Annotated in this window: 8 protein-coding genes and 1 pseudogene; 5 read left to right on the top strand and 4 right to left on the bottom strand. The window is 44.1% G+C overall.

From position 1 onward, the window contains the following. Window positions 1-173 precede the first annotated feature (173 nt). The 4 genes from V7K44_RS05205 to V7K44_RS05190 all read left to right on the top strand — a co-directional run bounded on the left by V7K44_RS05205 (window position 174) and on the right by V7K44_RS05190 (window position 15018). On the top strand, window positions 174-1661 hold the full coding sequence (locus V7K44_RS05205) for an MFS transporter (protein WP_334929299.1): 1488 nt from the start codon (window positions 174-176) through the stop codon (window positions 1659-1661). A 353-nt stretch (window positions 1662-2014) separates the two neighbouring features. Beyond that, window positions 2015-12808, top strand: a complete 10794-nt coding sequence (locus V7K44_RS05200; RefSeq protein ID WP_334929297.1) for an amino acid adenylation domain-containing protein — start codon at window positions 2015-2017, stop codon at window positions 12806-12808. After that, on the top strand, window positions 12805-13890 hold the full coding sequence (gene serC, locus V7K44_RS05195) for a 3-phosphoserine/phosphohydroxythreonine transaminase (RefSeq protein WP_334929295.1): 1086 nt from the start codon (window positions 12805-12807) through the stop codon (window positions 13888-13890). Before V7K44_RS05200 ends, serC begins: the two co-directional genes overlap by 4 nt. A gap of 63 nt (window positions 13891-13953) precedes the next feature. Next, a complete protein-coding gene (locus tag V7K44_RS05190; RefSeq protein ID WP_334929293.1) occupies window positions 13954-15018 on the top strand; it encodes an isocitrate/isopropylmalate dehydrogenase family protein in 1065 nt (354 codons plus the stop codon). 194 nt (window positions 15019-15212) lie between these two features. Here V7K44_RS05190 and V7K44_RS05185 read toward each other — a convergent pair whose 3' ends face one another. The 4 genes from V7K44_RS05185 to V7K44_RS05170 all read right to left on the bottom strand — a co-directional run bounded on the left by V7K44_RS05185 (window position 15213) and on the right by V7K44_RS05170 (window position 21393). Then, window positions 15213-16778: a GMC family oxidoreductase gene (locus V7K44_RS05185; protein ID WP_334929291.1), complete on the bottom strand. Its 1566-nt coding sequence runs from the start codon at window positions 16776-16778 to the stop codon at window positions 15213-15215. Continuing rightward, the gene (locus tag V7K44_RS05180; protein ID WP_334929289.1) at window positions 16775-17605 is read right to left on the bottom strand and encodes an MIP/aquaporin family protein; all 831 of its coding nucleotides are present in this window, start codon (window positions 17603-17605) and stop codon (window positions 16775-16777) included. The genes V7K44_RS05185 and V7K44_RS05180 overlap by 4 nt, the downstream gene beginning before the upstream one ends. Beyond that, the gene (locus V7K44_RS05175) at window positions 17592-20264 is read right to left on the bottom strand and encodes an MGH1-like glycoside hydrolase domain-containing protein (protein WP_334929327.1); all 2673 of its coding nucleotides are present in this window, start codon (window positions 20262-20264) and stop codon (window positions 17592-17594) included. The genes V7K44_RS05180 and V7K44_RS05175 overlap by 14 nt, the downstream gene beginning before the upstream one ends. A gap of 346 nt (window positions 20265-20610) precedes the next feature. Beyond that, the gene (locus V7K44_RS05170; protein ID WP_334929287.1) at window positions 20611-21393 is read right to left on the bottom strand and encodes a glucose 1-dehydrogenase; all 783 of its coding nucleotides are present in this window, start codon (window positions 21391-21393) and stop codon (window positions 20611-20613) included. Window positions 21394-21580: 187 nt separating this feature from the next. On the opposite strand from V7K44_RS05170, the pseudogene V7K44_RS05165 reads away from it, so the two are divergent. Then, window positions 21581-21838, top strand: a pseudogene (locus tag V7K44_RS05165) (hypothetical protein); the annotation flags it as partial. Window positions 21839-21933 lie beyond the last annotated feature (95 nt).

Genomic DNA, 21933 nt, shown 5'->3' with positions numbered 1-21933 from the left:
CTTTATCAAGCGTAAGTCTGGAGTAATGAGTAATAAGTAATAAGTAATAAGTAATGAGTAAATACCCATTTTTCATCCACTCATTACTCATTACTCCAGAATCATTACTTTAAAGCCGTGCTGGAAGCACGGGGTTTTAAACACATTTTTCTGATAACTAATAAAAGATAGCCATGCAAAGCACACAAGAGGAATCTAAGGATCTGACAAACCCAGGAGCATCAAAAAAATGGTGGGTAATGTTGGCTATTGGCATGAGTGCGTTTGTATGCACTGTGGATATCAACATTGTCAATCTCGCCCTTCCTACTTTGATCCAATCGCTGCACACTAGCTTTGCTACCATTCAATGGGTTTCCTTAAGTTATCTATTGGTGTGCGCTGCTTTTATTCTGATTGCAGCGCGTCTAGGAGATATGTGGAACAAAAAGTGGTTGTTTTTGGGTGGACTGATTCTGTTCACCATTGGCTCTGTGCTTTGTGGAACTGCACCAAATATCGGCTTTTTAATAGGCTTTCGAGTACTCCAGGGATTGGGAGCGGTGTTGATCGGAGTCATCGGATCGGCAATTATCGCAGAAGTGTTCCCAAAAGAGGAGCGTGGACGTGCATTGGGCATTATTAACGGGATTAACTGGATAGGTGTTGCCAGCGGCCCATCAGTAGGAGGGCTGTTGATTAGTTTGGTGGGCTGGCGTTTAATCTTCTTGGTGAATGTGCCAATCAGTATAATTGCTATTTTAATTGTCGCTCTAACCGTACCAGATTCGGTGAGGCGTGAAGCTAAAAAAAGCTTTGATATAGCTGGAGCAATACTCATAGCGGTGACATTAAGCTGCTTCGCATTTAGTATGACAACAGTCCAGAATGAGGGTTTTGGCTCCCCAATAGCGCTGATTCTGTTAGCGATCGCAGCGATTAGTTTATGGTGCTTTCTCATTGTAGAAACCCGCAGTAACTCGCCAATGATCGATCTGAAAATTTTTCGCTCTGTAGAGTTAAGTTTCGGCTTATTAATGCGTTTAATAGTGGCTGCCGTTATGGCAGGTATGATTTTTATTTTACCTTTCTTTCTAGAATTGGTTAAACAATACTCAGTCCAACAGACAGGATTTTTGCTGGCAGTAACATCTATTTTCACAGCAGTGATTGCACCTATTGCTGGCACTCTGTCTGACCGCTTTGGCTCGCGGATCATTAGCTTAATCGGGCTAGTGTTGGTCGTGTTTGGGTACTTAGCTATCAGCACCTTTGATACTCAATTAACTGTACTAGGCTTTATTCTCAGGATGATACTGCTGCAAGTGGGGTTGGGAATGTTTACTTCACCGAACAGCAGCGCCGTTATGGGATCTGTGCCTCCAGAACGGTTAGGCATTGCATCAGGGTTGTTGTCTTTGTCAAATATATTAGGTCAGACAACTGGTTTAGCACTCACAGGTACTCTGTTTTCATTTTTGACTACTATAAACGCAAATCTTGCCCCTAAAACTGATATTACAGAAGCACCGATTGAAGCATTGGTGGAAAGTGTGCAGATGAGTTTTCGTTTTTTTGTGCCAATTATAATGCTGGCGATTGTCCTAGCAGGGTACTTGTTATGGTTGGAACGAAGAAAAGAGCAAGCTACAAAAACAGAAAGCACGATTGATTTAAGCTGAATAGACTCAACAGTTTTAGCTTGGGGAAGTTGCAAAAAAGTATACATTTAAAAGCTAACAATTACCATCTTTAATTAGTAACAGTGTTCCGATGCCGATCGTAGCTGAATTTTAAGCACATTCAAAGGATTTCTTCAATATTGAAACAGTTATATCATGTCCACTAGATTACTTATTAAACCTGAAGAACCCCACCCCGCCAAAGCTATGCTTTGTCTCCCCTCCCCGCAGGCGGGGAGGGGCTGGGGGTGGGGGTGGGGTGCAATGACTGTGGAGATCATAACTAATTATACGGACATGATATTACAAACTAATTTTCTGAAAAAGTCGGGCAACTGAGAGGAAGTAGAGCTATGAAATCTATAGAAGAGTTTTTGTCTTACCTTTGCACTTTGGATATAAAGATTTCGGTTGAAGGCGCTCGCCTACGCTGTAATGCTCCTCAAGGAAAGCTGACGCTAGACTTGCAAACTCAGTTAGCCCAACGCAAAGCAGAAATCTTGGCGTTTCTTAACCAAGGCAATCCAGCCGAACATCGTCATCTTGAACCTATTCGGGCGATCGCGCGAGATGGGGCAATTCCTCTGTCTTTTGCTCAACAACGACTCTGGTTCCTAGACCAACTGGAGGGAGATAAATCTACCTACAATATACCAACTGTTTGGCACTTAATTGGGTCGCTTCAAGTAAGCACGTTAGAGGCCGCTGTGCAAGAAATTGTCCGGCGTCACGAAGCGTTGCGTACCAACTTCGAGATGGTGAATGGCTCCCCAATTCAAATCATTCACTCCAACCAGAAAGTGAATATGCAAATAGTGGACTTGCAAGGGTTAACAGAAGTTGAACAGTCAGCACAGGTACGACAGTTAGTTACCCAAGAAGCTGGACGATGGTTTAACCTAGCACACGATCCATTACTGCGTGTTACCCTGCTCAGGTTGTCAGAAAATTCCCATGTGCTGATGCTCGTTATGCATCACATAGTTTCTGATGGCTGGTCGATGGCGGTATTCATCCGCGAATTGTCTGTACTTTATCAGTCCTTCTCAAAAGGAATGCCTTCTCTGCGTTCGCGCAGCGTGTCGCAGACAGACGCTACGCGTAGCTTGCTTCCCCAAAGGGGTACACCTTTAGCGGAGTTGCCCATACAGTACGCCGATTTCACTATTTGGCAGCGACAGTGGCTTCAAGGAGAAGTACTGGACACTCAACTCAACTATTGGAAGCAACAGTTAGCCGGCGCACCACCACTACTGGAATTGCCTACTGACCGACCGCGACCTCCAATTCAGACTTTTCGAGGTGGTACACAATCTTTTCAACTCGATCGCCACCTCACTCAAAAGCTCAAAAGACTCAGCCAACAGTCTGGGACAACCTTGTTTATGACTTTGTTGGCTGCCTTCGTCACTTTACTTTCACGCTACACCAATCAGTCAGATATTATCGTTGGTTCCCCAATTGCTAACCGTAATCGCAATGAAATTGAGTCCCTAATTGGTTTCTTTATTAACACATTGGTACTGCGTATTCAGTGTGCGGGCAATCCGAGTTTTGAGCAATTACTGCAACGAGTGCAACAGGTAGCTTTGGATGCCTATATGCATCAAGATGTGCCGTTTGAGCAATTGGTAGAAGTTTTACAGCCAGAACGTTCTTTAAGCTATAATCCGTTGTTTCAGGTGATGTTCATTTTACAGAATGTGCCTCCTGAAAAATTAGAACTCCCTGGTCTCATCCTAACTCCTTTGGAAATCGAAAACTTTCCTACCAAGTTTGATTTAACTCTATCGATAAAGGAAACAGAGCAGGAACTTGAAGGAAAGTTTAATTACAACAGCGACTTGTTTGATGCAACCACAATCGATCGCATGGTCGGGCATTTCCAAACAATACTGACAGGGATTGTTACCGATCCACAACAGCGAGTTTCCGAATTACCTATATTAACTAAAGCTGAGTTACACCAGTTAGGAGAGTGGAACAGCACCCAAGTAAATTATCCCCAAAACAAATGTATTCATGAATTGTTTGAGGAACAAGTAGAACTAACTCCGAATGCAGTGGCACTGGTGTTTGAAGACCAGCAACTAACTTACAGAGAGTTGAACACCCGCGCTAATCAATTAGCACACCACCTACAAGCGAACAATGTCAAATCAGAGGTGTTGGTTGGTCTATGCGTTGAACGTTCTTTGGAGATGGTGGTAGGACTGATCGGGATTCTCAAAGCTGGCGCGGCTTATGTGCCACTCGATCCGCGATTACCTCCAGAACGATTAAGTTTTATGTTAAGGGATTCGGGTGTTGAGGTGTTGTTGACTCAACAGGAGTTATTGTCATCTTTGCCGCCAAATACCGCAGTGGTGATTTGTTTGGATACTGATTGGGGGAGAATTGAGCAACAATGTCAGGATAATTTGAATCCTGAGGTGAAATCGGATAATTTGGCTTATGTGATTTACACTTCTGGTTCTACTGGACAACCCAAGGGAGTAATGAATACTCATCAAGGACTTCACAATCGGTTGCTGTGGATGCAACAATCTTATCAATTAACCAGTAGCGATCGCGTTGTGCAAAAAACTCCCTTCAGTTTTGATGTGTCAGTGTGGGAATTTTTCTGGCCGTTACTAACTGGAGCTAGGATTGTACTCGCAGTACCAGAAGGGCATAAAGATACTACTTATTTAGTTAACTTAATTTCTCAACAACAAATTACGACAATACATTTTGTCCCATCCATGCTTCAAGTTTTTCTCCAAGAACCCAACCTTGGCAATTGCAGTTGCTTGAAGCGAGTATTTTGTAGTGGAGAAGCATTACCCAGTGAACTTATTCAACGCTTCTTCTCCAAACTCGAATGTGAATTGCATAATCTCTACGGGCCTACAGAAGCAGCGATTGATGTCACTTTCTGGCAATGTCAACCCCAAGAAAATTTACAAATAGTCCCGATTGGTCAGCCCATAAGTAACATCCAAATCTACATCCTAGACAGACACCTCCAACCAGTACCCATAGGCATATCTGGAGAACTACATATTGGTGGTGATGGTTTAGCGCGAGGCTACCTGAACCGCCCAGAATTAACACAAGAAAAATTTATCCAAAATCCCTTTGTTGATGGCAAATCAGAACGTCTCTACAAAACAGGCGACCTAGCCCGCTACTTAACAGATGGCAACATAGAATACCTTGGTCGGATAGATCATCAAGTAAAGATTCGTGGTTTCCGTATCGAACTAGGTGAAATAGAAGTAGTTATCAACAGCTACCCCCAAATTCAACAAGCTGTAGTCATTGCTAGAGAAGATATTCTGGGGAACAAAAGTTTGGTTGCTTATGTGGTTCCTAGCGATCGAACACTCACTACTAGCCAGCTACGTGAATTTCTCAGGCAAAAACTACCAGAATACATGGTTCCTTCTGCCTTTGTGATTTTAGACACTCTACCTTTAACACACAACGGCAAGATAGACCGCGGCAGTCTTCCTGTTCCTGACCAAAGACGACCCGAACTGGAATCTGAGTTTGTAGCACCTTATACTCCAGAGCAAGAACTTTTAGCTGGTATCTGGGCTGATGTTCTTGGCCTAAAACAGGTCGGCATCCATGACAACTTCTTTAATTTGGGAGGAGACTCTATTAGAAGCATCCAGGTTTTGGCTAAGGCTAAACAACTTGGTCTGAATTTTTCACTGTCGCAAATCTTTCAATATCAGACAATTTATCAGTTGAGCCGTTTAGTTAGGGATGAACTTGGTTCTTTCTCTACACCGAAAATAGAAGCATTTAGTCTGATTTGCGATCGCGATCGCACTCATTTGCCATCAGATGTCGAAGATGCCTATCCTCTAACTGCACTCCAAGCAGGAATGATTTTCCACAGCGAGTATAATCCCGAATCTTCAATTTATCACGATGTCAGCAGTCGCCATGTACGAGTTACTTTCAACGAGCAAATATTGCGGACGGCTTTACAAGACCTTGCAGAGCGTCATCCCATCCTGCGTACTTCTTGCGACCTTAGCAACTTCAGGGAAATGTTGCAATTGGTTCATAGAACAGTTTGTATTCCCCTAGAAGTAGAAGATTTACGTCATCTGTCTACTACAGAACAGGAAATAGTTTTCAATACTTGGTTTGAAGCAGAAAAGGCAAAGCGTTTTGATTGGACTTGTCCGCCGCTGTTGCGTTTTCATGCTCATCGCTACACTGATGAAACATTTCAATTGACCCTGAGCTTTCACCATGCTATGTTCGATGGCTGGAGCTTGGCTTCATTTCGGACTGAATTGTGGCAACGGTATTTGTTCCTACTCAACCAAGAAACCTTGACTTTCGCTCCACCGCCTGCGATCGCTTTCCGAGATTTTGTGGCTCTAGAGCGACTTACCTTAGAATCACAGGAGTGCCGACAATACTGGGTTGAGAAACTCAGCGACATCAATATTACAAAAATCCCTCGCTGGCCAGAAGCCTACCGTTCACCTCAAGTTGAGCAATCCGGTGAAATGGATGTGAGCATACCGATTGAAGTTTCTGATGGCTTGAAACAGCTAGCACGAGCAGCCGGAGTTCCTTTGAAAAGTGTTTTGTTGGCTGCACATTTGAAGGTGTTAAGCGTTTTGGGCAATCAGCAAGACGTAGTTACTGGTCTAGTATCTAATGGTAGACCAGAGGAAAGCGATGGAGAACGGGTACTGGGACTATTTCTCAATACTTTACCATTTCGTTTGAATTTATTAGGGGGTACTTGGATAGAACTCGTGCAAGAAACCTTCAAAGCTGAACGAGAATTTCTTCCTTTCCGACGCTATCCCCTAATTGAATTGCAGAAAATTCTTGGTGGACAGTCTTTATTTGAGGCAGCTTTTAACTTTGTGCATTTTCACGTCTACCAGAACATCTTAGGACTCGCAGGTTTAGAAGAATTAGATAGGAAGACTTTTCAAAAAACAAATTTTACTTTTCAAGCTAACTTTGGCTTGGATGTGGTTTCGTCCCAAGTAAAGCTGTTGCTGGAATATGAAACCAGCGAGTTGTGTGAAGAACAGGTAAGAGCCATCGGCAGTTATTACACCAAAACTCTCGCTGCAATGGCTACTCAACATTCTGAGCGCTATGAATCTTACTCTCTTTTATCAGTTTCGGAACGGCATCAGTTACTAGTGGAGTGGAACGATACCCAGGTAGATTATCCCCAGGATAAATGTATCCATCAGCTAGTTGAAGAACAGGTAGAACAAACACCGGATGCGATCGCATTAGTGTTTGCAGACCAACAGCTAACATACAGAGAGTTGAATACCCGTGCCAATCAGCTAGCGCACCATCTGCAAGCATTAGGCGTGGAACCAGGGATGCTGGTTGGTCTGTGCGTTGAGCGTTCTGTAGAGATGGTTATCGGACTACTGGGGATTCTCAAAGCTGGTGCTGCTTATGTGCCACTTGACCCAGAGTATCCAACTGAGCGTTTGAGCTTTATTTTAGAAGATACTCAAGCAAGAGTATTGCTTACCCAGCAGTCACTCCTTGACCGATTGCCCCCAAGTCAAAAAGCAGGGGAGCAGGGAGCAGGGAGCAGAGGAGAAAAGCCACACACAAGGGATGGAGCTTCAATCAAAGGGAAAGAGGAGGTTTTGAGTCCGCCTGCTTCTTATCAAGCACAGCTTATTTGTTTGGATACTGACGCTGAATTGATTTCCCAGTGCAGTCAGGACAATCTTATCTCTTCAGTACAAGCAAATAACTTAGCTTATATAATTTATACTTCTGGTTCTACAGGTCAACCCAAGGGTATAGCCATGAATCAGCTTGCCCTTTGCAACCATATATTGTGGCACCGAGAAAATCTGAAAATTGCTCGTGGGGCTAAAACCCTGCAATTTGCTTCTATTAGCTTTGATGTCTCCTTCCAAGAAATTTTTACTACCTGGTGTTCTGGAGGCACATTGTTCTTAATTGAGGAAGAATTACGCCGCGATACCTCAAATTTATTAGGTTTTCTCCAAGAAAAAGCAATAGAAAGAATGTTTCTCCCCTTTGTTGCCTTACAGCAACTAGCTGAAGTCGCTGTTAGTAATGAATTAGTTAATAGTCATTTGAGAGAAATCATTACTGCTGGGGAACAGTTGCAGATTACTCCGGCTATTTCTGAGTGGTTCAGTAAATTAACTGATTGTACATTGCAAAATCAGTATGGACCGTCAGAGAGCCATGTAGCCACCAGTTTTATCCTAAATAATTCAGTAGAGACTTGGCCGCTACTTCCTCCGATTGGGCGACCGATTGCCAACACGCAAATTTACATCCTAGACAGGTTCTTACAGCCTGTACCGATTGGTGTACCAGGAGAAGTATACATTGCTGGTGTCCTTTTAGCGCAAGGCTACTTCAATCGGAAGGAGTTAACACAAGAGAAATTCATTCCTAATCCTTTTAGCAGAGGAGCAAGGGAGCAGGAGAGCAGAGGGGAAACCTTTAATTGCGATCGCCTTTATAAAACTGGGGATTTAGCACGCTATTTACCTGATGGAAACATCGAATCATTAGGACGCATAGATAATCAAGTCAAGATTCGTGGTTTCCGCATCGAATTAGGCGAAGTTGAAGCAGTACTGAGCCAACATGGTGATGTACAGGCATCTTGTGTGATTGCCCGCGAAGACATTCCTGGGAACAAACGTTTAGTCGCTTACATTGTGCCTCAAAAAGAGCAAACACTTACAGTCAGCGTTCTACGTAGTTTCCTGAAGTCAAAGTTACCAGAGTATATGCTGCCAAGTGCGATCGTTATCTTAGAAGCTTTACCACTTACACCCAACGGTAAACTAGACCGTCGTGCATTAAGGGCACCTGATTTACACAGCCAATTATCAGACAAGTATGTTGCCCCACGTAACCCAATCGAAGAAATCCTGTCAGTAATTTGGGAGCAAGTGCTAAAAGTAGAGCAGGTGGGTATATATAATAACTTCTTTGAACTTGGAGGACACTCGCTACTAGCAACGCAACTCATCTCCCGCGTGCGTACCAGCTTGAAAGTAGAACTGCCATTGCGTAATTTATTTGCTGCACCAACAATTGCCCAATTGTCTCAAAGCATTCAACGGTTGCAACACCAGGATTTAGAACTTTCTACACAACCCATCTTACCAAGGACAAGGGATGCAGAATTACCACTGTCATTTGCTCAAACACGGCTATGGTTTTTAGACCAGTTAAACCCGAACAGTTCCTCCTACAACTTACTCATAGCTTTGCGTCTAGTCGGAACTCTCGATCAAACTGCCTTAGAACAAAGCTTACAAGAAATAATTGCTCGCCACGAAGCGTTACATACCAACTTCATCACGGTTGATGGAAAACCTTCTCAAATTATACAAGCAGAGGTTACTTGGGCAGTCTGTGTTGTTGAGTATCAGCATTTATCCACAACCGAACAAGAAATTGCTTTGCAGCAATTAGCACAACAGCAAGCGCAACGACCCTTTGACCTGGGAACTGAAGCATTAATCAGAGCAACATTAGTAGTGTTGTCTGAAACAGAACACGTTTTATTAGTGTGTATACATCACATTGTCTTTGATGGTTGGTCAATGGGCGTGTTTGTTCAAGAATTAGCGACACTGTACAATGCTTATTCTGATGGTCAATCTCCATCGTTAACGCCACTGCCGATTCAGTACGCAGATTTCGCAATTTGGCAAAGACAATGGTTGCAGGGAAATGTACTGCAAAACCAACTGAGTTACTGGCAGCAACAACTAAAAGATGCACCAGCTTTATTGTCGTTACCCACTGACCGACCCAGGCCATCTGTGCAAACTTACAACGGTGCATATCAAGAGTTTGCACTCTCACAGAAGTTAACTGGCGATCTTACACAACTGAGTCAGCAACAAGGAGTCACCTTGTTCATGACGCTGTTGGCAGCTTATGACACGCTACTTTACCGCTACACAGGTACAGAAGATATTTTGGTGGGTTCGCCAATTGCAAACCGCGATCGCAGTGAAATAGAAGGGTTGATTGGCTTTTTTGTCAACACTTTAGTGATGCGTACCAACTTGGCCGGCAATCCGAGCTTTAGCGAATTGGTGACTCGTGTTCGAGAAGTTGCATTGTCCGCATATACCCATCAGAATTTGCCCTTTGAAATGCTGGTGGAAGCATTGCAGCCAGAACGCGACCTCAGCCATACACCACTGTTTCAGGTAATGTTTGTCCTCCAGAATGCACCCACATCACAAGTAGAATTGACTAAGCTCACTGTTAGTACATTGCCAATAAAAGGTACAACTTCAAGGTTTGATTTAACTTTAATCATGCAGAACACTGCCACCTCTGCTAAGGCAGAGGCTTCGCCAACGACTACGCTCAGTACAAGCACTGGACTGGTAGGAGTATGGGAATACAACACTGATTTGTTTGATGCCAGCACAATTGAACGAATGACTGGTCATTTTGTAACGTTGCTGGAAGCAATTGTTGCTAATCCTCAAGAACGAATTTCCCAATTACCCCTGCTGACAGCGGGTGAGCAACAGCAGCTATTGGTGGAATGGAATGATACTCAAGCAGATTATCCTTTCGATAAATGTATCCATCAGTTGTTTGAGGAGCAGGTTGCTCGTACCCCGGATGCTATGGCAGTAGTATTTGAAGATCGACAACTGACTTACTACCAATTAAATTGTCGTGCTAATCAATTGGCTGATTACTTACGCTCATTGGGTGTAAAACCAGATGTGCTGGTGGGTATTTGTGTAGAACGTTCTTTAGATATGGTGGTCGGACTTTTGGGGATTCTCAAGGCTGGTGGAGCGTATGTACCACTTGACCCAGAGTATCCTACTGAACGCTTGAGCTTCATGCTAGAAGATGCTCAAGTTTCGGTGCTGCTGACTCAACAACGACTTATTGAAAGACTTCCTGAGTATCAAGTAAAACAAGTCTGTTTAGATGAAGTCTGGTCACAAATTGCCCAAAACAATCGAGATAATCCCATCACTGGAGTCAAAGCTTTTCATCTAGCTAATGTGATTTATACTTCAGGATCTACAGGTAGACCTAAAGGTGTCATGGTTGAGCATAAGGGATTATGCAACTTAGCTCAAGCTCAGATTGAAACTTTTGGCTTAGACTCTAATAGTCGCGTTCTCCAGTTTGCCTCCTTCAGTTTTGATGCTTCTATTTGGGAAGTCGTAATGGCGCTGAGGTCAGGTGGAACGCTTTATTTGGGAACAAAAGACTCTCTATTGCCAGGGAAACCATTAATTGAGCAATTACGCGATCGCTGCATTACCCATATAACCTTACCACCATCGGCGTTAGCAGTTATGCCTGTAGAGGAACTTCCGGCACTGCAAACAATAATTGTAGCTGGAGAAGCTTGTGCTGCTGAACTAGTCAGGCAATGGTCTATTGGCAGAAACTTCTTCAACGCCTACGGGCCAACGGAAGCTACTGTCTGTGCCACGATTGGCAAATGCACTGATGACGAGAAAATATCTATTGGTAAGGCGATCGCCAATGTCCAAATTTACATCTTAGACGAAAATTTGCAATCAGTGCCTGTGGGTGTGCCAGGAGAGTTGCACATCGGTGGCGTGGGGTTGGCAAGAGGCTATCTCAATCGTGATGAATTAACGGCTGAAAGATTCATCAGCAACCCCTTTGGTTCTGGTCGCCTCTACAAAACTGGGGATTTGGCACGTTATTTTCCGGACAGTAATATTGAATACCTGGGACGAATCGATAATCAGCTAAAAATTCGCGGCTTCCGCATCGAACTCGGAGAAATTGAAGTAGTTTTGGCACAACATCCAGAGGTAAAAGAGGTAGTTGTCACTGTTCGTGAAGACCAACTTGCTAACAAGCACCTAGTAGCTTATATTGTTCCCCACGATAAACAACTGCTTGTCAGTGAACTGCGCCGCTTTTTGAAGCAGCAGATGCCTGATTACATGATACCTAATGCCTTTATGTTGTTGGAAACCCTACCTTTGACCCCTAACGGCAAGGTAGACCAAAAAGCGTTGCCTATACCAGATATTGCCATTTCTCAAGAAGTTAGTTTTGTTGCAGCCCGCGACACCTTAGAATTACAACTGACGCAGATTTGGGAAGATGTTCTCAGTACACGTCCCATTGGCGTCCAGCACAACTTCTTCGATCTCGGCGGACATTCCCTTTTGGTTGTCCGTCTCATGGCACGAATTCAGCAGCAGTTTGGCAAAACTCTGCCCCTAGCGACACTCTTTAAAAGCCCGACTATTGAACAACTAGCAAGTATTCTTCGCTCCTCAATAGATTACCGCTCTTCGTCTCCCTTGGTAACAATTCAACCACTTGGAAAGCGATCGCCTTTCTTCTGCATTCACCCAGGTGGCGGTAACGTCCTCTGCTATATGGATTTAGCTCGTTATTTAGGACGAGAACAACCATTTTACGGCTTGCAGTCACTGGGTTTAAATGGGGAACAAGAACCTTTGAGCCGAATTGAGGAGATGGCAGCCTGCTACATTCAGGCATTGCAAAGCGTTCAGCCTCAAGGGCCATACCATCTTGGCGGTTGGTCTTTAGGTGGCATCATTGCTTTTGAGATGGCACGGCAGTTATATGCTTCAGGACATCAAGTAGCTCTGCTTGCCTTGATCGATAGCTATGTACCGATCGCCACGAACAAGCCCAAAGAAATTAATGAAGCTATGCTCTTAGTCTCTCTTGCCAAATATTTAGACGGACTTTTTGGACAAAAACTCTCAATTTCAGCTGATAAATTGCAGCAACTCGAACCAGAGGAGCAATTGAATTACATTTTAGAACAAGCAAAAATGCTGAATATTTTATCGCCAGACTTTGGCTTACAGCAGATGCGTCAGTTATTCAAGGTTTTCAGAGCCAATCTCAAAGCCTTGTATAGCTATATACCTCAGTCTTATCCTAACCGAATTACCTTCTTGTGTGCTAGCGAACAAGTTGCACCACTCAGCCATGACTGGAGTAAGCTAGCTGCTGGCGGCGTAGAAATCCACAATATTCCTGGCGATCATTACGCGATCGTCCGCAAACCTAACGTTCAGTTTTTAGCCGAACGGCTGGGAATTTACCTCGATCGGGTAGGAGACAAACCATGACTAAAAGAGTTTTTAACTTTAACTCCGGCCCAGCAGTGTTGCCGTTGCCAGTGTTGGAAGAGGTGCAGCGCGATCTTATGGCTTTGCCCGGAGTGGGTATGTCAATTCTGGAACTCACCCATCGCTCCAAAACATTCGATCGAATTATTAGAAGTGCAGAAAGTAGCTTGCGCGAACTACTGGGAATCCCGAAGAACTATAACGTTCTCTTTTTGCACGGCGGCGCCTCCTTGCAGTTTTCGATGGTTCCAATGAATCTGCTTGCAAAGGATAAAAGCGCAGACTATATCGTCACCGGTACCTGGTCAAAAAAGGCTGTCAAAGAAGCCCAGCGTGTGGGTAGGGTCAACATCGTGACAACGACAGAAGACAACAACTTCTCACGCATTCCCCAACAGAATGAATTAAAGCTTGATGATAGTGCTGCTTACGTCCACATAACCACGAACAACACGATCTTCGGCACGGAGTGGAAAACGGAACCCTCTGTTGGCAATGTACCACTGATCGCCGATGCTTCATCCAACATTCTCTCGCGACCAATACCCATCAATAAGTACGCACTTATTTATGCTGGAGCGCAAAAGAACATAGGAACCAGTGGTGTCGCGCTTGTCATCATCCGCGACGATTTGCTGGATCGCATTCCTGATGGTTTGCCTGTGATGCTTGATTACCGCACCCACATCGAAAATAAGTCGCTTTATAACACGCCAAACACTTTCGGCATTTATATCATCAGCCTTGTTTGCCAGTGGCTCCAAAATAAAGGCGGTCTCGCTGCGGTGCAATGCGAAAACGAAGCGAAGGCGAAATCGCTTTATGATGTCATTGATGCATCAGACTTTTATCGCGGTCATGCCGATACCAACTCGCGCTCCATGATGAACGTCACGTTCCGACTGCCCTCAGAGGAACTGGAAGAACTATTTGTTGAAGAAGCCGCGATCGCAGGCTTTGAAGGCTTAAAAGGTCATCGTTCAGTTAGCGGTCTGCGTGCCTCGATTTACAACGCTTTCCCGCCTGAAGGAGTTGAAGCGCTAGTATCATTTATGAAAAAATTCGAGCAAAAATATGGGTGAAATTTATTTATTTGTTACCGACACTAATGCGAGTTATAGCCTATTAGATTTTCGAGGTGTTTTGTGGAACTGCTAATTTTACCGGGCGATGGAATTGGACCTGAAATAACAGCAACAGTCATTTCGTGTATTGAAGCACTTGATAGACGTTTTTCGCTCAATTTGCAACTGCAAGTGGAAGAAGTGGGTCTAGCAAGATTGCAAAAAAAAGGTGCAACAATGCCAGTGGATTTACTAGAGCGTGCCAAGGATGTTGATGGTATTATACTCGGCCCGCTTTCTACTGCCAGTTATCCACCAGCTGCGGAGGGAGGGATAAACATTTCCCGCGAATTCAGGCAGAAATTGGATCTTTTTGCAAACATCCGCCCTTCTATTGGTAGGACAGGGATATCAAAGTATTCACCGGACATGAATTTAATTATTGTTCGAGAAAATACAGAAGGATTTCTTGCCGATCGTAATATGCTCTTCGGTTGTGGCGAATTTATGCCAACAGAAGATGTAGCTTTAGCTGTTCGGAAAATTTCTGCCAGCGCTTCCAAAAGAATTGCTGAAACTGCTTTCAAGTTAGCCCTCAACAGGAAGAAACAGGTAACTGTAGTACATAAAGCAAATTCTTTAAAGCTGAGTGATGGGCTGTTCCTTCGGGAAGTGCGGCGAGTCGCTTCTTCATATCAGGATATTGAATTGAATGAAGTTTTTGTTGATGCTATGGCGGCTCTGCTGATTCGGAATCCTGAAAGGTTTGATGTAGTATTGACTACTAATTTATTTGGCGATATTTTATCAGATGAAGCGGCAGAAATTTCGGGAAGTTTAGGACTTGCAGCTTCTTTAAATGAGGGAGTATCTCGCGCAGTAGCACAGGCTGCTCACGGTTCTGCACCTGATATTAGCGGTCAAGATAGAGCAAATCCTACAGGATTGATGGTTTCTACGGCAATGTTATTAGAATGGATTGGAAATAAGCATAATAATCTAAATATGTTAGAGGCGGCATCATGTTTTAAGTCCTCTATAGAACACGTACTTTTGAACCCAGACACACGCACTGTAGATATTGGTGGCTATTTAGGGACAGCTAAGTATGGACAAATAGTTGCAGAAACTTGCAAGACTTGCTAGGGAGGGGCACTTCCAAAGTAACGCTGTAGGAGTTGGAATCAATACGCTATTTGGCGCAAACCTGCTAGAGCAAATTTTGACGTAGATTACAGAATCCCCTCGGCTTTAGCCAGGGGAGTGTTAAGAAGATGTATAGGTTATTTAGTTGGAATCCAAATTGAAACCTTAGTAGGATTTTTTTGGCAAAGGTATTGTCACTTCAAGCGCTCTAGTAAACGATCGCCAACTCGCAATGAATTAGCGATAATGGTCAGCGTGGGATTGACGGCAGAACTGGATGGAAAGAAGCTGCCATCGACAATATAGAGATTATCCACATCATGGGTACGACAATTGAGATCCAGTACAGAGGTTTTTGGGTCTTCTCCAAAACGACAAGTACCGCATTGATGACCAACTGATTGCAACGGCATCATGTTGCGGGGATAGAGGCTAAATGGAATACAGTGTTCTGCCCGATCGACCTGCTTGAGAACACCTACCCAGCGTTTAGCTAGGCGATCGCTTGCTTCTAAATTGTTGGGTTTATAGTTTAAGTAAAGGCGCTCTTTTTCTACCCGCACGCGATTCTCAGGATCGGGTAAGTCTTCTGTTTGCAACCACCAGCCAACTGTATGATCGGCAACTGTTTTCAGTTCTGCCCCTGGTCGTAGCCTTAAGAGTGGAGCCATCAGTGCGGGAACTTCGGCGGGTAGCATATCTGCCAAGACGTTGCCAGTATTTTGTACCAAGCCCATTGGGTAGGGAAAATCGGATTCGCCCCAATAAAAATCACTAATGGCGATCGTTTTTTGATAAACAGATGGATTGAGTTTTGTATTTAGTTGCACCATTGCCATAGAAATATGCTTCATCAGGTTGCGCCCTACCCGATCGGAACTGTTTGCTAATCCGTTGGGATGTTGGTCATTGTGCGATCGCAACAACAATGCTGCTGAGTTAATCGCGCCGCAAGCAACTACAACAATATCACCTGTAAAGAATTGAGTTTCGCCGTTAATCTCAGCTTCTACGCGGGTGACTTCTCGACCAGAGGGACTTGTATGTAACCGTGTGACTTTGGCTTCAGTCAGTAAAGTAATGTTTTCATTATGGCGAATGTGTTGAATACAGTTAATTTCAGCATCAGCTTTACCTTGAGTTAAACAAGGAAAGCCATCGCAGGTATCGCAACGAATACAGTTGCCCAGGCTTTTATCTACTTCATTAAGTTTCAATCCCAACGGCAGATTAAAGGGATGCAAACCAGCTTGTCTCAGACTGTTAACAAGTTCCTGCATTCGGGGTTCATGGTGTACGGGAGGATGAGGATAAGGTAAACTCCTAGCTCCCTCGGTGGGATCGATACCCCCTTGACCGTGAACATCGTAAAGCTGCTCTGCTTGCGTGTAGTACGCTTCAAAGTCGCGGTATTTCAATGGCCATGCTGGTGAAATACCGTCTTTGTGTTCCACCTCTTCAAAATCGCGTTCGCGTAATCGCAACAAAGCTGCACCATAAACTTTGGTATTACCACCGACCCAGTAGTTCGTTGCTGGACGAAAGGGTTTATGGTTTACGTCATACCACTGCTCTGGAGTGTGATACCGTTCTTTTTGGTAAACTTCCAGCGCACTCCAGTTTTCCTTTTCTCGCGGTAAAAATTTACCCCGTTCCAAAATTAAAATTTTCTTGCCACTGGGTGCAAGATGATAGGCTAAAGTGCCACCACCCGCCCCAGTGCCGATGATAATCACATCATAATGAGTGTTGGTTGTCATGATTGTTCTCCTGGAATTGGCAGAGAGTCGCTCAAATCGATTTTGCCGTGACGATTGTAGTCACAGCGAAAAATACAGCGTTTGTGATTGTTGTGATGCAATTTGGCACACTTGACGGCGCGTTTGCCAAATAAATATTGATATACTCCTGATGCCAGAAACATCCCCGCAGGTGGCACAATTACATATAACCAAAATGCTGTCCAAATGTGAGCAGGTAAGGCAGAAGCCAGACTGCGAGCAGGGTTCATGCCAAAGCCAGATAGAGGAGCTTCAAAAAAAACGTAAAGCATTACCAGAAATCCGGCAAACAGCCCTGTAAAGCGATTGAGTTTCTGGTTGTTACTACTTAGTAAAGCTGTAATCATCATTACAAATGCAATGACTAGTTCGCCCAATATAGCCACAAGCCAACCTGATGTTCCTGGCACGGTGACGATGTAGTTCACAGGCACTTTGGTGAACACCTGACCCAGCAATAATGCCACCAAATAAACCCCAAACAATCCACCCAAACATTGAAACAGAATGTAAAAAATAGCATCCTGACGTTTGACTTTTCCCAGACGATAGAATGTGAGCGTGACAGCAGGATTCATGTGTGCGCCGGATTGCTTGCCCCAAGGCGAATAAATCAGGGTAATTGATGTCAAACCCATGACCACACCAATTAAAAACCGACGCAAATCACCATTGGGAATTGCTTGATGAATCGGGGAATTAGGATACTGAAACACACAAGTGAATACTCCCGCAGCAATCAGAAATAATGCTAGCTGTGCTGCTTCCATTAAGTATTCTGGTAAATGCTTTCTAAATGTTTCCATGCTGCTCTTGCGCTCGGTGTTCAGCATTTTGGAGAATTAGCGCGGCGACTAATCCTGTCCAGCCTGTTTGATGACTGGCTCCAATACCAGCCCCGTTATCTCCATGAAAGTATTCATGGAATAAAATATAGTTGCGCCAATGGGGATCGGATTGAAATATTTCCAGACCGCCATATACTGGACGACGACCGGCAGGATCTTGCTCAAAAATCGCAACTAAGCGATGAGAAAGGGCGATCGCTACTTCCTTTAATGTCATTTCTTCCCCGGAACCTGTGGGATATTCCACCTTCAAGCTATCTCCGAAGTAATCATAAAACCTCCACAGTGATTCAATAATTAAGTAGTTTACCGGGAACCAAATCGGGCCACGCCAGTTAGAGTTACCGCCAAACAAACCTGTGGTAGATTCAGCGGGTTCATAACGAACGCAGTAATCATGTTCGCCTTGATGTAATACATAAGGATCTTTGAGGTGATGTTTTGAAATAGCGCGAATTCCGTAATCACTCAAGAATTCATTCTCGTCTAACATCCGTTGCAGAATACGTTGTAACTTTGTCTTGTAAGCGATCGCTAACAGCCTTCTTGCACCTACCCCCGGTGTTTCCATACACGCGACATTATCTTTTAAATCTGGACGATTACGGATGAACCATTCCAGACGACGCTTGAAGCCGGGAAAACGCTCTAAAGTTTCTAATTCCAAGACTGTGACAGCGTAAAGGGGAATTAACCCAACCATTGAGCGCACTTTGACAGGAAATTGCTGTCCATCAGGTAAACGCAGCGCATCGTAGTAAAAGCCGTCTTCTTCATCCCACAGCGAAATATCTGAATTCCCAATACCGTCAATAGCATCGGCAATGTAGAGAAAATGCTCGAAGAACTTGCTAGCAATGTCTTCGTAGGTAGAATCTTCTTTGGCGAGTTCCAATGCGATCGCTAGCATATTTAAACAGTACGTTCCCATCCAGCTTGTACCATCTGCTTGATTGAGATGTCCGCCTGTGGGCAATTCCTTGCTACGGTCAAATACCCCTATGTTGTCCAGCCCCAAAAACCCGCCCTGAAAGACGTTTTTACCTTCTACATCTTTGCGATTTACCCACCAAGTAAAATTTAGCAACAGCTTATGAAAGACCTTTTCCAGAAAAGCGCGATCGGCTTTTTTGCAAGATTTCTGCTCGATTTGATAAACCCGCAAAGCTGCCCACGCCTGCACGGGTGGATTAACATCACCAAATGCCCATTCGTAAGCAGGTAATTGACCATTGGGCTGCATATACCATTCCCGTGTCAGGCGGTCAAGCTGCAACTTAGCAAAATTTGGATCGATGACAGCTAGGGGAATCAGGTGAAATGCTAAATCCCAAGCAGCAAACCAAGGGTATTCCCATTTGTCTGGCATCGAGAGGATATCTTCACTAAATAGAGAAATCCACTCATGGTTGCGTCCAGCCTGTCGTTCTGGTGGAGGTGGTGGTTGTTGGCGATCGCCCTTGAGCCAGTCATGAACGACATAGTTATAATACTGCTTGCTCCACAGCAAGCCGGCAAAGGCTTGGCGCTGAATATTGCGCTCATCTTCTGACACGGGAAAGGGACAAATGCCCTGATAAAATTCATCAGCTTCGGCAATGCGTGTCTGGAAAATTGTGTCAAAATCTTTGCCAAAAGGATCTGTGAGTGTTTGCACATCACTCAACCGCAAGCGCACAACTTTAGTTTCACCTGGATTGATAGTTAATTTATAGTGAGAAGAAAACTTTGTACCTATACGTTTGGAATTGACGGCTGCTGTTTTCCCATTTACCACATACTCATTAATGCCATCTTTGACATAAGGTGAGTCATTGGTGGAACCAAATAATCGTTCAGAATTGGTTTCGTTGTCGGTAAACAGAAGTTCTGTATCTCCTTGGCAGTAAAGCCAACGAGTTCCCAAGTGAGAATTCTCGGCTTCAATTAAACTGAAGTTGGAATCTGAGCTAACCACTTTCATAAAAGGTTTCTCAATTTCGGGATTCCAAGCCCAGATATTCCGAAACCAGAGTGTTGGCAGTAGGTGGAGTGTGCTGACTTCTGAACTGCGATTAGCGATCGCAATTTGAATCAAAATATCTTCCGGTGCGGCTTTGGCATACTCGATAAAAACATCAAAATAACGGTTCTCGGCAAAGATGCCCGTATCAAGTAGCTCAAACTCCGGCTCAAATTTACTTCGGCGCTGATTTTCTTGTAATAGTTGCGTATAAGGAAATGCTTGTTGGGGATATTTGTACAAGCATTTCATGTAGGAATGGGTGGGCGTATTGTCAAGATAAAAGTAATATTCTTTAACATCCTCACCGTGATTGCCTTCTATGCCGGTTAGTCCAAACAGCCGTTCTTTGAGAATGGGATCGTTGCCATTCCACAGAGCGATCGCAAAACACAAACGTTGCCGACTATCAGAAATACCAGCAATACCATCTTCGCCCCAACGATAAACACGCGATCGGGCATGATCGTGAGGAAAATAATCCCATGCAGAACCGTCATGGCTGTAATCTTCTCGCACCGTTCCCCATTGGCGATCGCTGAGATAAGGCCCCCAGCGTTTCCAGTAGGCAACACGTTCTTTATCCTGCTGCAATCTTACTTCTTCTGGAGTCACGTCGCTTTGCTCCGAATTCAAAATTTAAATTGGGAATGGGGCATTGGGCATTGGGCATTGGGAATGAGGTTCGGAACTTCATTAATGAAGCTCAGAACTCCATTAATGAGGCTTTGAACTCCATTAATGAGGCTCGGAACTCCGTTAATGAAGCTCGGAACTTCATTAATGAGTCTTTGAACTCCATTAATGAGGCTTTGAACTCCGTTAATGAAGCTCAGAACTCCATTAATGAGTCTTTGAACTCCATTAATGAGTCTTTGAACTCCATTAATGAGGCTCGGAACTCCGTTAATGAGCTTTCTGAATTCCACTCCTCTGCCCCATGCCCAATGCCCGCTGCCCCTCATTGCTCTTGATAATTCCAGAGCAACCCACCGTCAACAAAAAATGTTGTGCCTGTTACATAATCTGACTCAGAAGATGCGAGAAATGCCACCATAGATGCAACATCTCCTGGTTGTCCCAATCGTCCTAAAGGAATGTTTTTCAGAAGCGCCCCTAACTTCTGTGGATCGTTTAAAAGTTTAGTATTTATGGGAGTTTCAATTGCCCCTGGCGCAACATTATTAATATTAATGCCATGAGGAGCTAGTTCCACAGCTAAATTACGGGTGAGCATTTTCAAGCCACCCTTGCTAGCACAGTAGGCGGCAAAGTGCGGAAAGGGTAATTCTTCGTGTACAGAACTAATATTAATAATCTTGCCAGGTTGCTTTGTTTCTAGTAGATGTTGCACAAATGCTTGTGTGGCAAAGAATATTCCTTTGAGATTCACATTCATGACAGCATCGTAATCTGCTTCAGTCACATCCCAAAAATTGGCGTTTTTTTCTATTCCTGCATTATTAACCAAAATATCTAGCTTACCAAAGTGGGAAATACTGTCTGCAATCATGCGCTGCACATCGGCAACCCTACTTGTATCTGCCTGAATTGTAAACCCATCTACTATATGGCACTGGCCACCAGCCGCCTTTACCTTCGACAAGGTTTCTTCCGCCCCTTCAGGATGAGAGCGATAGTTAATAACAATACTTGCTCCTTCCTGTGCTAGACGAATTGCGATCGCCTGTCCTATTCCTTGACTACTCCCTGTAACCAGTGCAATTTTATCTTTTAGTTTCATATACCTGTTCCAATGACTTTAGTATTGAAAGCGTTCTCTTACATCAAGTCCAGTTAATTAACGATCGTTCGATATATCTATACAAAAATCCAAAACTCTTTTCTCCCTGGCTCTCTGCCCACCGTGGTATGAATAAGTCTTTCACTGGATATGATACAACACTATAGAATCCGGTCTGTCTCAGTATAGAGAGGAAGCGAGTCACGACCAACTTGCCTTGCTCGATATCGAGTCGATGGGATATAAAGCCGAAGCTGTTGTGGAAGCACTTGTTCCTCCCGCTGCAAAGGTTTTGATGGATCGCTTTACCAGAAGCGTGCGGCACTCAGATCCAATCGATTGCGTGGGGTATTCCTATACGGGGGAACGCCTAGCGATATGCAGAGGAGTGGAATATATCCAGATCGTAGAGGCATTGCTACCACCGGATATCAATGCTACCCGCTGCGAGAGAAGTAAAAAGTTTTACTTGATGATGACCTAGCAGCCATAATAACTTACTGGTAAGAGTAATAATTGTGGAATCGATTTGACATAATG

Origin of the sequence: Nostoc sp. (assembly GCF_036917235.1) — a bacterium.
In the GTDB taxonomy this organism is placed as follows: Bacteria; Cyanobacteriota; Cyanobacteriia; order Cyanobacteriales; family Nostocaceae; genus Nostoc.
The sequence above is the reverse complement of the archived record's forward strand: the minus strand, read 5'-3'. Positions and strand labels throughout refer to the sequence as shown.